Annotated in this window: 10 protein-coding genes; 6 read left to right on the forward strand and 4 right to left on the reverse strand. The window is 72.8% G+C overall.

Features of this window, described 5'->3' with window-relative positions:
* Window positions 1-63: 63 nt before the first annotated feature.
* Complete coding sequence (locus Q3W68_RS09630; RefSeq protein ID WP_302905134.1) at window positions 64-2,202, reverse strand: ABC transporter permease; 2,139 nt, start codon at window positions 2,200-2,202, stop codon at window positions 64-66.
* 145 nt (window positions 2,203-2,347) lie between these two features.
* On the opposite strand from Q3W68_RS09630, the gene Q3W68_RS09635 reads away from it, so the two are divergent.
* A complete protein-coding gene (locus tag Q3W68_RS09635) occupies window positions 2,348-2,992 on the forward strand; it encodes a TetR/AcrR family transcriptional regulator (protein ID WP_302905135.1) in 645 nt (214 codons plus the stop codon).
* 32 nt (window positions 2,993-3,024) lie between these two features.
* Here Q3W68_RS09635 and meaB read toward each other — a convergent pair whose 3' ends face one another.
* Window positions 3,025-3,960: a methylmalonyl Co-A mutase-associated GTPase MeaB gene (gene meaB / locus Q3W68_RS09640; RefSeq protein ID WP_302905671.1), complete on the reverse strand. Its 936-nt coding sequence runs from the start codon at window positions 3,958-3,960 to the stop codon at window positions 3,025-3,027.
* 78 nt (window positions 3,961-4,038) lie between these two features.
* The gene (locus Q3W68_RS09645; protein ID WP_302905136.1) at window positions 4,039-5,232 is read right to left on the reverse strand and encodes an acetyl-CoA C-acetyltransferase; all 1,194 of its coding nucleotides are present in this window, start codon (window positions 5,230-5,232) and stop codon (window positions 4,039-4,041) included.
* Between the two features lie 61 nt (window positions 5,233-5,293).
* Here Q3W68_RS09645 and mce point away from each other — a divergent pair, with 61 nt between their 5' ends.
* The 5 genes from mce (at window position 5,294) to Q3W68_RS09670 (ending at window position 12,605) form a co-directional block, all read left to right on the forward strand.
* Window positions 5,294-5,758 carry a methylmalonyl-CoA epimerase gene (gene mce, locus Q3W68_RS09650; protein ID WP_302905137.1) on the forward strand — a complete coding sequence of 155 codons (465 nt, stop codon included), beginning with the start codon at window positions 5,294-5,296 and terminating at the stop codon, window positions 5,756-5,758.
* Window positions 5,759-6,059: 301 nt separating this feature from the next.
* Entirely contained in the window at window positions 6,060-7,415 is a 1,356-nt protein-coding gene (gene ccrA / locus Q3W68_RS09655; RefSeq protein ID WP_302905672.1) for a crotonyl-CoA carboxylase/reductase, read from the forward strand.
* Between the two features lie 263 nt (window positions 7,416-7,678).
* Complete coding sequence (locus tag Q3W68_RS09660) at window positions 7,679-8,929, forward strand: DivIVA domain-containing protein (RefSeq protein WP_302905138.1); 1,251 nt, start codon at window positions 7,679-7,681, stop codon at window positions 8,927-8,929.
* A 171-nt stretch (window positions 8,930-9,100) separates the two neighbouring features.
* Entirely contained in the window at window positions 9,101-11,158 is a 2,058-nt protein-coding gene (locus Q3W68_RS09665) for a hypothetical protein (RefSeq protein ID WP_302905139.1), read from the forward strand.
* Window positions 11,159-11,354: 196 nt separating this feature from the next.
* Window positions 11,355-12,605: an AI-2E family transporter gene (locus tag Q3W68_RS09670; RefSeq protein ID WP_302905140.1), complete on the forward strand. Its 1,251-nt coding sequence runs from the start codon at window positions 11,355-11,357 to the stop codon at window positions 12,603-12,605.
* A 4-nt stretch (window positions 12,606-12,609) separates the two neighbouring features.
* Here the strand turns inward: Q3W68_RS09670 and Q3W68_RS09675 are convergent, their stop codons facing one another.
* Window positions 12,610-13,419 carry an alpha/beta hydrolase gene (locus tag Q3W68_RS09675; protein ID WP_302905141.1) on the reverse strand — a complete coding sequence of 270 codons (810 nt, stop codon included), beginning with the start codon at window positions 13,417-13,419 and terminating at the stop codon, window positions 12,610-12,612.
* Between the last annotated feature and the right edge of the window lie 55 nt (window positions 13,420-13,474).

Below are 13,474 nucleotides of genomic sequence, written 5' to 3' on the forward strand. Positions count from 1 at the left end.
CGACGGCGTGGGGCGGTGCGAGCGTACTAGGCGGAGGCGGTCCGCAGTGGACGGTCGCCGGGTTCAGCGCGCCCCGGCCGGCTCCAGCTCGCCGATCCCGTCCAGCCCGCCGGGGGCGCCCGCCACCGGCTGCGGGCCGGCGCCACCTCCTGCCCGCTCGCGACGCCGGAGCCACCGGTCCACGCCGACGTTGAGCAGCAGGCCGACGGCGGCCCAGACCGCCACGACGGCCAGGTTCCGCCCGACGCCGACCCCGCCGAAGTAGACGAGCGACCGGGCCGTGTCCACAGCGGCGGGCAGCGGCAGGACGCCCTGCAGCGTCCGGAAGAACTCCGGCACCATGTAGACCGAGAGGCCACCGCCGGACGCGGGCACACCGGCCATCATCAGCACCACCATCATCGGGATGATGGCGGCGAGGCCGAAGGTACGGGTGAACACGGCGGTCACCAGCGACACGGCGAAGATGGTGAGCGCGCCGAAGCCGATCATCTCCAGCGCGTGCCCGTTGACCGCGCCGATGATCACGTCGAACAGCAGCCACAGCCAGGTGGACATGCCGATCGCCCAGCCGCCGAGGATCGGCAGGAACTGGCGCAGCCGCCGGATGTGCGGCGCCCCGCCGCGGAGCACCGCCAGCATCAGGAAGCCGGACATGATCCAGGACATGCCGACGTACAGGCTGTTGCTGCCCATCGTGTCGGTCTCGCTCAGCGGCGACACGTCGGTGACCGCCAGTGGCATCCGCTGCCCGGCCGCCACCTGCTGGAACATGGTCTGAACCATGGTGTGCTGGCTGGAGCCGGCGGCCGAGGACGAGTAGAGCGTGGCCTCGCCACCGGGTGTGGACGGCAGCACGTACGCGGCGACCAGGTCACGCGCGAGGATGCGTTCCCGGGCCTCGTCCACCGACGCGGCCACGGAGATGTCGGCGACGCCGTTCAGGCCCGCCCGCAGCCCGGCGGCGGCCCGCTCGGCCTGCTCCGGGACGGCGGCGACCACCGCGACCGGGATGTCGTGGGGCTCCGGCTTGTGCATGGAGAAGCTCATCAGGCCCACCACGACGACCAGGATGCTCAGCGGGAACGCCGCCACCGTCGCGTACCGGAATCGCTTGGACCGCGGCGGCCCGCCGGCCAGCGCGGGCAGCGGCGTGTCCGGGCCGTCGACCTGCGGCGCCTGCGGGATGGGCGCCCCGCCGCGCTCCTTGAACAGGCAGAGCGCCACGGCGGCGACGATCCACGCGGCGAGCGTCAGCAGGTGCACGCCGATGCCCCGGCCGTCGAAGTAGAGCGCCGACCGCAGCGCCTCGCCGGCCGCCGGCAGGGGCAGTACGCCGTGCAGGAACTGGAAGAACCCGGGCATCGTGTCGACCGGCAGCGCCAGGTTCGACGCGGGCATGCCGAACACGACGAAGAGCAGCATCCCGAGCAGGACCGCCAGCGGCCCCATCAGCTTGGTGAACAGCAGTTGGGCGAGACCGACGGCGGCGGTGGCAAGCATGCCGACGCCGAGGAACGTGAGGTAGTGGCCGTCCACCGCGCCGACGACCGGGCCGAGGATCAGCCAGACGATCGTGCTGGTCAGCGCGGACCAGCCGGCGACCAGCGGGACGAACCGCCGCAGGCGCAGCAGGTGCGGGGTGGCCATCAGGAGCAGGCTCAGCGGCACGTAGCCGGCGAGCATCATGCCCATCGCGGCGAACAGCACGGCGATACCGGCCCGGTCCTGGTCGGGCAGCGCCGCGACCTCTTCGGTCGTGGCCGTCCACTGCTGCTGCACCGCGACCGGGGCGAGGAGCTGCTGGGCGGTGGCGGCGCCGGAGGCCCCGGCCGCCGACGCCGTGAAGATCGTCGCCCGGTCCGACCCGGCGGCCGGGAGTTGCAGCGCGCCGCTGATCTCCCGGTCCCGCAGCAGTTCGACCGCGGCGTCCCGGGACGTCACCAGCCGGGCCTCGACCGGCTCGCCCGGGGTGGCGTTGAGCGCGTCCACGACGCCCTGCGCCTGGGGGCCGCTGCCGACCACCGCCACCGGCATCTGCCGGGGGTGTGGCGAGTGCATCGTCGCCATGTAGGTCGCGAACATCATCGTGACCATGAGGAACGGCATGACGAAGAGGGCGACCGAGCGGATGATCCGCTCCTTGCGATCGGCGGCGTTCGGCTCGGCGGTCGCCGGGTCGGCGGTGGACGGCACAGGCATGCTCCGGACTGGGCTCGCGGCCGCGTCGGCGGCCAGGATGTAAGTCAACTGACTTACGCAGTGTAGGTGACGCCGACGCCGGACGGCGAAACGACTAGGTTTGGCCTGCGCCACAGTCGCGCGGTCCACGAGGAGAGGTGCGGTCATGGCACGGTCGGAGGCGGCCCGCGTCGCGCTGCTCGACGCGGCCGAACGCCTGTTCGCCGAGGAGGGGATCGCCCAGGTCTCCGACCGCCGGGTGGCCGAGGTGGCGGGCAACACCAACCACTCCGCGGTGCGCTACTACTTCGGCGGCCGGGAGGGCCTGCTGCGGGCCCTGATCGCCCGGCACATGGACGCCCTCGCCGAACCCCGCCGGGCGATGCCCGAGCAGCCCGACTCGGTCCTCGGCGACGTACGCAGCCTCGTGCAGCCGTCCATGGCGGTGCTCGCCAGCCTGCCCCGGCCGAGCTGGCGGGCCCGCTTCCTCGCCCAGGCCCTGCACGACCCGACGCTGCGGGTGCTGATGCGCGAGGCGTTCGAGTCGGCCTTCGTCGACCTGCCGGCCCGCGCGTCGCTGGCGTCACGCCTGGCGCACCTCGACAGTGGGGTGGTGGCCGGGCGGTCGGCGCTGATCGCCCGCATCGTCATGACCGCCACCGCCGAGGTCGAGGCCCGGGCCGAGCAGGAGGGGCAGGACCCGCGCTGGCTGACCGTCGGCGACTTCCTCGCCGACGCCATCGCCGGCATGCTGGCGGCCCCGGTCAGCCGACCCGGAGCCGCCAACCCGCTCACCGACGTGACGCTCTGAGAGGCCGGCCGGATGACCCGGCCGGCCGCGCCTCAGGAGCCGAGCTGGGCCAGCAGCTCGTCGGCCGCCGCGTACGGGTCGATGGCGCCCTCGGCCACCTTGGCCGCGAGCGTCGGGAGCTGCGTACCGTCGCGCAGTGAGCCGATCCGGGCGCGCAGCGCGCCCAGCGCGATCGCCTCGATCTCGGCGGCGGCCCGCGCCTCCCGGCGGCGGCGCAGCTCGCCGTGGCGCTCCAGCCAGTCGCGGTGCTTGTCGATCGCGGCGGCGATGTCGTCGATGCCCTCCCCGCGGGCGGCGATCGACCGCACCACCTGCGGACGCCACTCCCCCGGCCCGCGCTCGCCGAGCGCGATCATGCCCTGGATGTCGCGGACGGTGGCGTCCGCGCCGTCCCGGTCGGCCTTGTTGACCACGAAGACGTCGGCGATCTCCAGGATGCCGGCCTTGACCGCCTGGATCGCGTCGCCCATGCCCGGCGCGAGCAGCACGAGCGTGGTGTCGGCCAGCGAGGCCACCTCCACCTCGGCCTGCCCGACGCCGACGGTCTCGACGAGCACCACGTCGCAGCCCGCGCCCTCCAGCACCCGCACGGCCTGCGGCGTCGCCGCGGAGAGCCCGCCCAGGTGGCCCCGGCTGGACATCGAGCGGATGTAGACGCCCGGGTCGGTCGCGTGGTCCTGCATCCGCACCCGGTCGCCGAGGATCGCGCCGCCGGTGAACGGGCTGGACGGGTCGATGGCCAGCACGCCGACCCGGTGCCCGCGTGCCCGCAGCGCGCGTACCAGCTCGTTCGTGGTGGTCGACTTGCCCACGCCGGGCGAGCCGGTCAGGCCGACCACCTGGGCGTGCCCGGCGTACGGCGCGAGCGCCGCCGCGACCTGCGGCAACACCTCGTCCCCGGACTCGACCAGGGTGATCAGCCGGGCCACCGCGCGGGGGTCACCCGCGCGGGCCCGTTCCACCAGCATGGGTACGTCCCGGCTGCGGCGCACCGGGCCGGTGGCCGCCGCCGGGGCGTTCTGTGCATCGTTCACAGGTATCAGCAATCAGCTCTCGGCGCCGTTCGGAACGTGGATGATCAACGCGTCGCCCTGCCCGCCACCGCCGCAGAGCGCCGCCGCGCCGGTGCCGCCGCCGCGCCGCTTCAGCTCCATCGCGAGCGTGAGTACGAGGCGGGCGCCGGACATGCCGATCGGGTGGCCGAGCGCGATCGCGCCGCCGTTGACGTTCACCTTGTCGGCGCTGATCCCGAGGTCACGGGTGGACTGGATGCCCACCGCCGCGAACGCCTCGTTGATCTCGATGAGGTCGAGGTCCTCGATGCTCAGGCCGCCCTTCTTCAGGGCGTGGTTGATCGCGTTGGACGGCTGCGAGTGCAGGGAGTTGTCCGGGCCGGCCACGTTGCCGTGCGCGCCGATCTCGGCCAGCCAGGTCAGGCCCAGCTCCTTGGCCTTGGCCTTGCTCATCACGACCACTGCGGCCGCGCCGTCGGAGATCGGCGAGGAACTGCCGGCGGTGATGGTGCCGTCCTTGGTGAAGGCGGGGCGCAGCTTGCCGAGCGACTCGGCGGTGGTGTCCGGGCGGATGCCCTCGTCCTCGCTGATCACCAGCGGTTCGCCCTTGCGCTGCGGGATGACCACCGGGGTGATCTCGTCGCCGAAGTGGCCGTTCTTCTGCGCGGCCGCGGCACGCTGGTGGCTGGCCGCGGCGAACGCGTCCTGCTCCTCGCGGCTGATGCCGTGCTTCGCGCCGTGACGCTCGGTGGACTCACCCATCGAGCAGCAGTCCCAGGCGTCGGTGAGACCGTCGAGGGCCATGTGGTCCTTGACCGTCACGTCGCCGTACTTGTAGCCGGAGCGCTGCCCGAGCAGCAGGTGCGGGGCGTTGGTCATCGACTCCATGCCGCCGGCCACCACGACGTCGAACTCACCGGCCCGGATGAGCTGGTCGGCGAGCGCGATCGCGTCCAGCCCGGAGAGGCAGACCTTGTTGATGGTCAGCGCCGGGGTGGACATCGGGATGCCGGCCTCGACGGCCGCCTGCCGGGCCGGGATCTGCCCGGCGCCGGCCTGGAGCACCTGGCCCATGATCACGTACTGGACCTGCTCGGGCGCGACGCCGGCGCGCTCCAGGGCCGCCTTGATCGCGATGCCACCGAGCTTGGTCGCGGGGAGGTCCTTGAGGTTGCCCAGCAGGCGCCCCATGGGGGTCCGCGCGCCGCTGACGATCACCGAAGCCATTGCCTGCCTCCGAGGGGTGCCGACCTGTACGCCTTAACGATTGTTCGGTCAGACTAGCGTCATGGCTGAGAACTCCCCCGTCGAGCCCGCTGCCGAGTTTGTCACAGACATCGGCCTGCGCCGCATCGACCACGTCGGGATCGCCGTGGCCGACCTGGACGCCGCGATCGACTTCTACCAGCGCACGTTCGGGATGCGCTGCGTGCACACCGAGACCAACGCCGAGCAGGGCGTACGCGAGGCGATGCTGGCGGTCGGGCCGGACGCCTCCGGCGGCATGGTGCAGCTGCTCGCGCCGCTGGCGCCGGACACCACGATCGGCAAGTTCCTGGACAAGCGCGGTCCCGGCATCCAGCAGGTCGCGTACACGGTGGCGGACATCGACGTGGCCTGCGCGGCGCTGCGCGAGCGCGGCGTACGGCTGCTCTACGACGCGCCCCGGCGCGGCACGTCGAACTCCCGGGTCAACTTCGTGCACCCCAAGGACGCCGGCGGCGTGCTGATCGAGCTGGTGCAGCCCGCCTGAGAGTGCAAGGAAGGGCCCCTTCTTAACAGACGTCTGTTAAGAAGGGGCCCTTCCTAACAGGTGGGAACGCGCGCGGCAGTGCGCGCTTGCACGTTCCCACGGACACCTCCACGCATCGGTCGATGCAGTTTTTCACAGAGGGGTTCCCGCTTTAGCTACCGTTCAGTAACGTCCGCCCGAACAGCAGCGGCGACCGGTGCCGAATGTGTCGATTGCCGACATGGCGGTCCCGTCGCACCGGCGCCGACGATGGCAGCACCCCTGCCCGCGTCGTGCGGGTGTGGACAAACGGGAGGTCACCGTGCAGGACATCCTCGAAGCGATCATGGCGGCGGAGGGTTCGTCGCAGCCGGAGCGGGAGCTCGCCGGCCTCGCCGGCCTGCCCGTGCCGGAGAGCTACCGGGGCGTGGTGGTGCGTGCCGAGGACACCCGCATGTTCGAGGGCATGGCCACCCGCGACAAGGACCCGCGCAAGGCGCTGCACGTGCAGGAGGTCCCCACCCCCGAACTGGGTCCGGGTGAGGCGCTGGTCGCGGTGATGGCCAGCGCGATCAACTACAACACGGTGTGGACGAGCATCTTCGAGCCGCTGCCCACCTTCAAGTTCCTCCAGCGCTACGGCCGGCTCTCCGAGCTGACCCGCCGCCACGACCTGCCGTACCACGTGGTCGGTTCGGACGCCGCGGGCGTGGTGCTGCGCACCGGGCCGGGCGTGACCAAGTGGAAGGCCGGCGACGAGGTGGTCGCGCACTGCCTCTCGGTCGAGCTGGAGGACTCCGCGGGCCACGACGACACGATGCTCGACCCGCAGCAGCGGATCTGGGGCTTCGAGACCAACTTCGGCGGCCTCGCCGAGCTGGCGGTGGTCAAGGCCAACCAGCTGATGCCGAAGCCGCGCCACCTGAGCTGGGAGGAGGCCGCCAGCCCCGGGCTGGTCAACTCCACCGCGTACCGGCAGCTCGTCTCGCACCACGGCGCGAACATGAAGCAGGGCGACGTGGTGCTGATCTGGGGCGCCTCCGGCGGCCTCGGCGGGTACGCCACCCAGATGGCGCTCAACGGCGGCGCGATCCCGGTCTGCGTGGTCTCCTCCCCGGAGAAGGCCGAGCTGTGCCGGAAGATGGGCGCCGAGCTGGTCATCGACCGCAACGCCGAGGGGTTCAAGTTCTGGTCCGACGAGCAGACCCAGGACCAGGACGAGTGGCGCCGCTTCGGTGAGCGCATCCGCGAGCTGACCGGCGGCGAGGACCCGGACATCGTCTTCGAGCACCCGGGCCGGGAGACGTTCGGCGCCAGCGTCTACGTCGCCAAGAAGGGCGGCACGATCGTCACCTGCGCCTCCACCAGCGGCTACATGCACCAGTACGACAACCGCTACCTGTGGATGCACCTCAAGCGCATCGTCGGCAGCCACTTCGCCAACTACCACGAGGCGTGGCAGGCCAACCGGCTGGTCGCGCTCGGCAAGGTGCACCCGACCGTGTCGAAGACCTACGCGCTGGAGCAGACCGGCCAGGCCGCGTACGAGGTGCACCGCAACGCGCACCAGGGCAAGGTCGGCGTGCGGTGCCTCGCCCCGTCCGACGGGCTCGGCGTCCGGGACATCGAGATGCGTTCGCGCCACGAAAGCGCCATCAACCGGTTCCGCGGTCACTGACCGTACGGTCGCCCCGGATTGCCTTTCCGGTCGACCGCGGCGCCATTCGACCGGTGTACGCACAAAGGGCCGCGGGTGCCGACCCGCGGCCCTTTTCGCGCCGCCTTCCCCGCAGAAGCCCGACCCGCCCCACCCGCCCGGGAGCTGCCAAGATCGGCAATTGGTCCGGTCACGCCGGACAGCGGAGTTGACCATGTAAACAGGACGCGAAAGGTGCCCACCGCTCTTGCGAACCACCCTGGGGCGTCTGCCAGTATGTCCCAATGCCCCAGCAGCAGTCCTCCCCTCTTGCGTTCTTCGATAACGCGAACTCACAGCCCGATTTCACCGTTGGCCTGCGTGGTTACAACACCAACCAGGTCGACGACTTCATCGGCCGCCTCAGCGCCGCCCTGAGCCAGTCCGAGCAGGCCCGCGCCGAGGCCGAGCAGCGGATGAACGACGCGCAGCGCCGCCTGCGGCAGGCCGAGCAGCGCCAGAGCGCGCTGGAGCAGAAGCTCACCGAGACCAACAAGCAGCTCGAGGAGAACAGCCGGCCGACCCTGTCCGGCCTGGGCACTCGCGTCGAGCAGATCCTGCGGCTGGCCGAGGAGCAGGCCAACGACCACCGCAACGAGGCCAAGCGCGAGTCGGAGGGCATCCTCTCCGCCGCCCGCCTCGAGGCGCGCGAGATCACCGACAAGGCACGTGCCGAGGCCGCCGCCATGAAGGCGACCGCCGAGCGTGAGGCCGGCAGCGTCCGTACCGCCGCCGAGCGCGAGGCCGCCGAGGTCCGCGTGCAGGCCCGCCGCGAGGCCGACACGCTGCGCGCCGACGCCGACCGCGAGACCAAGCAGCTGCGTACGGTCACCGCGCACGAGGTGGCCGAGCTGAAGTCGACCGTCGAGCGCGAGGTCGCCACGCTGCGCGCCACCGCCGAGCGGGAGATCACCCAGCAGCGGGCCAAGGCCGCCCGGGAGGCCGAGGAGAAGCGGGCCGAGGCGACCAAGCTGCTCACCGACGCGCGCGACAAGCGCGACAAGGACCTCCAGGCCCTGGAGCTCCAGCTCGCCGAGCGGCGCGAGAAGGCCGAGCGCGAGGAGTCGGAGCGGCACGCCGCCCAGGTCGCGCAGACCCAGAAGCTGGTGAACGAGGCCGAGCAGCGGGCCCGTGCCGCGCAGGAGCGGGCCAAGGAGATCGAGCAGCGGGCCGAGGCCCGCCGGGTCGAGTCCGAGCGCACCGCCAACGAGACCGTCGACAAGGCCAAGGCGCTGGCCGACAAGACGCTCAACGAGGCGCGCGCCGAGGCGCAGCGGGTGCTCAACGAGGCCCGTACCGAGGCCGAGCTGACCACGCAGGCGGCCCGCCGCGAGGTCGAGGACCTGACCCGCCAGAAGGACGCGGTCACCTCGCAGCTCGGGCAGATGCTGTCCGGCCTGGCCGGCATCGTGCCGGGCGTGCCGGCCGGCGGCAAGGCCGAGACGCCGAAGGCGGAGGCCTCCGGGCAGAAGGTGACGGCGGAGTCGGCCGGCTGATCGAACACCCGCTGTCGGGGGCATGAGCCACGGCGCGGGGTGACGCCGGGTGACCGGTGTCGCCCCGCGCCGTCATGCTTGTGCGGCCCGTTTCGCCAGGAGGGTGAAGTAGCTCCCAGAAGGGGCGTCCGTATCGCCCCAGCAGAGCCGGATGCGTGTGAGGATGGGGGCATGTCGCACGGCGAGGAACTGTTCGCGCTCGGCGGGGACGTGACGACGGAGCCCAGCTTCGAGTCCGCCCTGCGGGGGTACGAGAAACGGCAGGTCGACCGCTACGTCGCTCGCGCGGAGCACGAGATCGCGGCGTTGACCACCGAGCGGGAACAGGCGTACACCCAGATCCACAAGCTGGCCGGTCAGGTCGAGGTGCTCCAGCGCGACCTGGCCCAGGTGCGCAAGCAGGCGGCGGTGGTGGACCGGGCGTCGTTCCGGCACCTGGGTCCGCGCGTCGAGCAGATCCTCACCATGGCCGAGGAGCAGGCCGACGAGATCCTGGCCACCGCCAACGAGGAGATCGAGGCCCGCCGCGCCGCCGCCGAGCACATCGTCGAGGAGGCCCGGGAGCAGGCCGCCCAGGCGCTCAAGGACTTCGAGATCGCGCTGGCCGCCCGCCGGGCCGAGGAGGAGCGGCACACCGCCGCCCGCAAGGCCGAGGCCGAGGCCACGCTCAAGGCCGCCAAGGACGAATCCGCGCAGCTGCGCAAGGCCGCGCAGGACGAGTCGGCGAAGCTGCGGACGGCCGCGAAGGACGAGGCCGAGAAGCTGCGCCGGACCGCCCAGGACGCGCTGGCGAAGGCCCAGCAGGAGGCCACCCAGCTCCGCGACACGGCCAAGGAGATCCACGCCCGGGCCCAGCAGGAGGCCGCGCGGCTGCGCGAGGCGGCCAAGGAGGCGCTGGCCAAGGCCCAGCAGGAGGCGAGCCAGCTCCGCGAGGCGGCCAAGGAGGTGCACGCCAAGGGCCAGCAGGAGGCCAAGCGGCTCACCGACGCCGCCGCCGAGGCCGGCCGGGCCACGCACGCCAAGGCGCTGGCCGAGGCCAAGAAGATCGTGGACGACGCGGAGGAGGCCGCCAAGGCCACCCGCGGGCGGGCCCGTACCGAGGCCAACCGGCTGACCACCGAGGCCGCCGAGGCCGGCAAGCGCAACCGCGCCGAGGTCGAGGCGTACGTGCAGCGCATGCGCACCGAGACCGAGGCGTACGTGCAGCAGTCCCGCGCGCAGACCCAGCAGGAGCTGGGCGCGTGGCGGGCCGGGGTGGAGAAGGAGGTCGCGGAGCGGCGGGACAGCGCGGAGAAGGAGCTGGCCCAGCGCCGGGCCGCCGCCGAGCAGGAGTTCGCCAAGCGCCGCGACGAGCTGGACAAGCAGCACGCCAAGCGGCAGGAGGAGCTGGAGCAGGCGTACACCACGCGGCGCGACGAGATCGAGCGCACCGCCGCCGACGTCCGGGCGGCCGCCGAGGCCGACGCGCTGAGCATGCGGCAGCAGGCCGAGCTGGAGGCCGCGGAGCTGCTGCGCCGCGCCGAGGCGGACGCCACCGCGCAGCGCCGCAAGGCCGACGAGCACGTCGCGGCCTCGCGGCGCCAGTTCGAGGAGTACGCGGCCACGACCCAGCAGCACCTCGCCACGACGCAGCAGCACCTGGCCGCCACCCAGCAGGAGGTGGCCGCCGGCCGGCAGCAGCTCGCCGGCGTGATGCTGGAGATCGCGAAGGCCCAGCAGGAGCTGGCCGACCTGCGTACCGAGACGTGGAAGTCGCGGCAGGAGTCCGACGACCTGCAACGGCGGCTCGCCGATCTGCGGCGCGACGCCGACTCGGCCGGGATCGCGGCCACCCCTGTCGACCCGGACGACCTCGCCGCCGCGGCCTCCGGCCGTGCCACCGACGACGGCGGCGAGCCCGCCGACGCTCCGGTCGGCAGCGGCGCGCCGGTGGTCGCGAAGGGCGCCTCCACGGCCGCTCCCACCGCCGCCGCGCCGGCGAAGGGCGACGGCGAGGCGACCGAGGCGGGCAAGGCGAAGCCGGTCGGCGAACCGGTGACCACGATGGACTCCGCCGCCGGTGCGGGCGTCGACGGGGAGCCCACTGTGGCCGCCGTGCCGGGCGAGGGTGGCCGGGGCGCCACCCCGACGAAGATCACCAGCACCGGTGAGAACGGCAAGCGCCCGACCAAGCCGACCACCGACGAGCGCAGCGCCAAGCCCAGCACCGTCACCGTCGACAAGGACTGATCCGCCGCCGCGTATGCCGCCACTTCGCCGAAGGTGGCGGCATCCGGCCCACCCCGAAACGCCGGGCGGCCGACGCGGTGAGTGTGGCGATGGTGGGATGGTCGGGGCCGGGCAGTGGCGACTACCCTGCGGGCAGAGGGCCGCGCGGCGGCCGTGGACGTCACCGGCGGGCGAGCCGGGCAGCGGGGAGGCACGGGTGTCACAGGAGGGTTCCGCCGCCCGGGACGACGAGACCGCGGACGTGAACACCTCCGGCTCCTCCACCGGCGACGCGAAGCCCGCAAGCGACGCCACGGGCACCGCGAGTGAGACCACACGCACCGCGGAGCAAGCGCCGACCGGCGCCGGGGCGAGCAGCGGACGAGCCGTCGACGTCGAGCCGGGCGAGTTCGAGCCGAGCGGGCGCTTCGGCGTACCGGGCCGGCCGCTGCGGCGCAGCGCCTTCCTGATCGGGTTCACCGGCGCGCTCGGCGTGCTGCTCGCGTACGCGTTGTTCCTGGGCATCCGGAACGCCGCGGGCATCCTGGTGCTCGTGGTGATCGCGCTGTTCCTCGCGGTCGGCCTGCACCCGGCGGTGGTCCGGCTGCGCAAGTGGGGCGTGCCGCGCGGCCTGGCCGTGGCCGTGGTGACGCTCACCGTGCTGCTGCTGATCGTCGCCGGTCTGCTGGCGCTGGTGCCGCCGGTGGTGACCCAGTCCGGCCAGTTCGTCCAGCAGCTACCCGGCTACGTCGAGGCGCTGCGCCGCAATCCCACAGTCAACGACCTCGTCATCCGGTACGACGTGATGGAGCGGGTCCAGGCGGCGGCGAACGCGGACACGATCGGGCGGGCGCTCGGCGGTGTCCTCGGCGGTGCGCAACTGATCTTCGGGACGATCTTCCGCCTGCTCACCGTGCTGGTGCTGACGATCTACTTCCTGGCGTACTTCGACAAGCTGCGCGAACTCGGGTACGCGCTGGTGCCGCGCTCGCGCCGGCAGCGGGTCCGGCTGATCGGCGACGAGATCCTCACCCGGGTCGGCGCGTACATGGTCGGGGCGCTCGCCATCGCGGTGCTGGCCGGGGTGACCACGTTCGTGTTCGCGCTGGCGGTCGGCCTGCCGTACCCGTTCGCGCTCGCCGTGGTGGTCGCGGTGACCGACCTGATCCCGCAGATCGGCGCGACGCTGGGCGCGGTGGTGGTGACGCTCGTCGGGCTCGCCACCGACCTGCCGGTGGGCATCGCCTGCCTGGTGTTCTTCGTGCTCTACCAGCAGGTGGAGAACTACCTGATCTATCCGAAGATCATGCGCCGGGCGGTCGCGGTGAACGAGGTGGCCGCGTTGCTCGCCGCGCTGCTCGGAGTGGCGCTGCTGGGCGTGGTGGGCGCGCTCATCGCCATTCCCACCGTGGCCGCGTTGCAGCTGATCCTGCGCGAGGTGGTGCTGCCCCGCCAGGACGCCCGCTGAGCGGCTACTCGGCGCGCCGCTGGGCCGGGCCGGGCACCGGGGTGTCGGCGAAGGCGGCGACCGTGCGATCGGCGTACGCGCTGGCGTCGCCGGTCTCCATCGGGCCGTCCCAGGTCGTCGGCAGCGGCAGCGGTACGCCGGGGGCGACCCGCCGGACGATCTCGTCCAGCACCTTCTCCGCGTCGCCGACCCAGAGGTGCTTGGCGCCGTCCACGCCCACCACCTCGGCCTGCGGCACGGCGGCGAACCGTTCCCGGGCCTCCTCCGGGCGCAGGTAGTCGTCGAACTCGGGGACCAGGGCGGTCAGCGGCTTGCCCGTCTCGGCCCAGACCCCCAGGTCCTCCGGCGCGGAGTAACGCAGCGGCGGGGAGAGCAGGATCGCGCCGGCCACCGCCGGGTCGCAGCCGTACTTCAACGCCAGGTCCGTGCCGAACGACCAGCCGACCAGCCAGATGTTCGGCAGCTCGTGGAACTCGGCGTACTCGATCGCGGCGGCGACGTCGAACTTCTCGCCGACCGCGCCGTCGAACGCGCCCTCGCTGGTGCCGCGGACGCTGGTGGTGCCCCGCGTGTTGAACCGGAGCACCGCGAGGCCGGCCAGCGCGGGCAGCCGCCAGGCCGCCTTGCGGAACACGTGGCTGTCCATCATTCCGCCGTGTGTGGGCAGCGGGTGCAGGCAGACGAGTGTGGCGGCCGGTTCGCGGTCCAGCGGCCGGGCCAGCTCGCCGACGAGCGTCAGCCCGTCGGCGGTGTGCAGCTCGATGTCCTCCCGGCGGCCGGGCAGGATCGACGACGCGCGAATCGGAGTGCTCACGCCTGCCAGTCTCCCGCGTCGGCGGCCCCGCCGCCCAGCGGGACGGGAACCGGGT

Source organism: Micromonospora sp. C28ISP2-4, assembly GCF_030519385.1.
In the GTDB taxonomy this organism is placed as follows: Bacteria; Actinomycetota; Actinomycetes; order Mycobacteriales; family Micromonosporaceae; genus Micromonospora; species Micromonospora tulbaghiae.

Excerpts from the sequence above, each read along its gene's own strand:
- Q3W68_RS09630 (WP_302905134.1), bottom strand. The coding sequence starts at position 2,202 with ATGCCTGTGCCGTCCACCGCCGACCCGGCGACCGCCGAGCCGAACGCC.
- Q3W68_RS09635 (WP_302905135.1), top strand. The coding sequence starts at position 2,348 with ATGGCACGGTCGGAGGCGGCCCGCGTCGCGCTGCTCGACGCGGCCGAA.
- meaB (WP_302905671.1), bottom strand. The coding sequence starts at position 3,960 with ATGCTGGTGGAACGGGCCCGCGCGGGTGACCCCCGCGCGGTGGCCCGG.
- Q3W68_RS09645 (WP_302905136.1), bottom strand. The coding sequence starts at position 5,232 with ATGGCTTCGGTGATCGTCAGCGGCGCGCGGACCCCCATGGGGCGCCTG.
- mce (WP_302905137.1), top strand. The coding sequence starts at position 5,294 with ATGGCTGAGAACTCCCCCGTCGAGCCCGCTGCCGAGTTTGTCACAGAC.
- Q3W68_RS09660 (WP_302905138.1), top strand. The coding sequence starts at position 7,679 with ATGCCCCAGCAGCAGTCCTCCCCTCTTGCGTTCTTCGATAACGCGAAC.
- Q3W68_RS09665 (WP_302905139.1), top strand. The coding sequence starts at position 9,101 with ATGTCGCACGGCGAGGAACTGTTCGCGCTCGGCGGGGACGTGACGACG.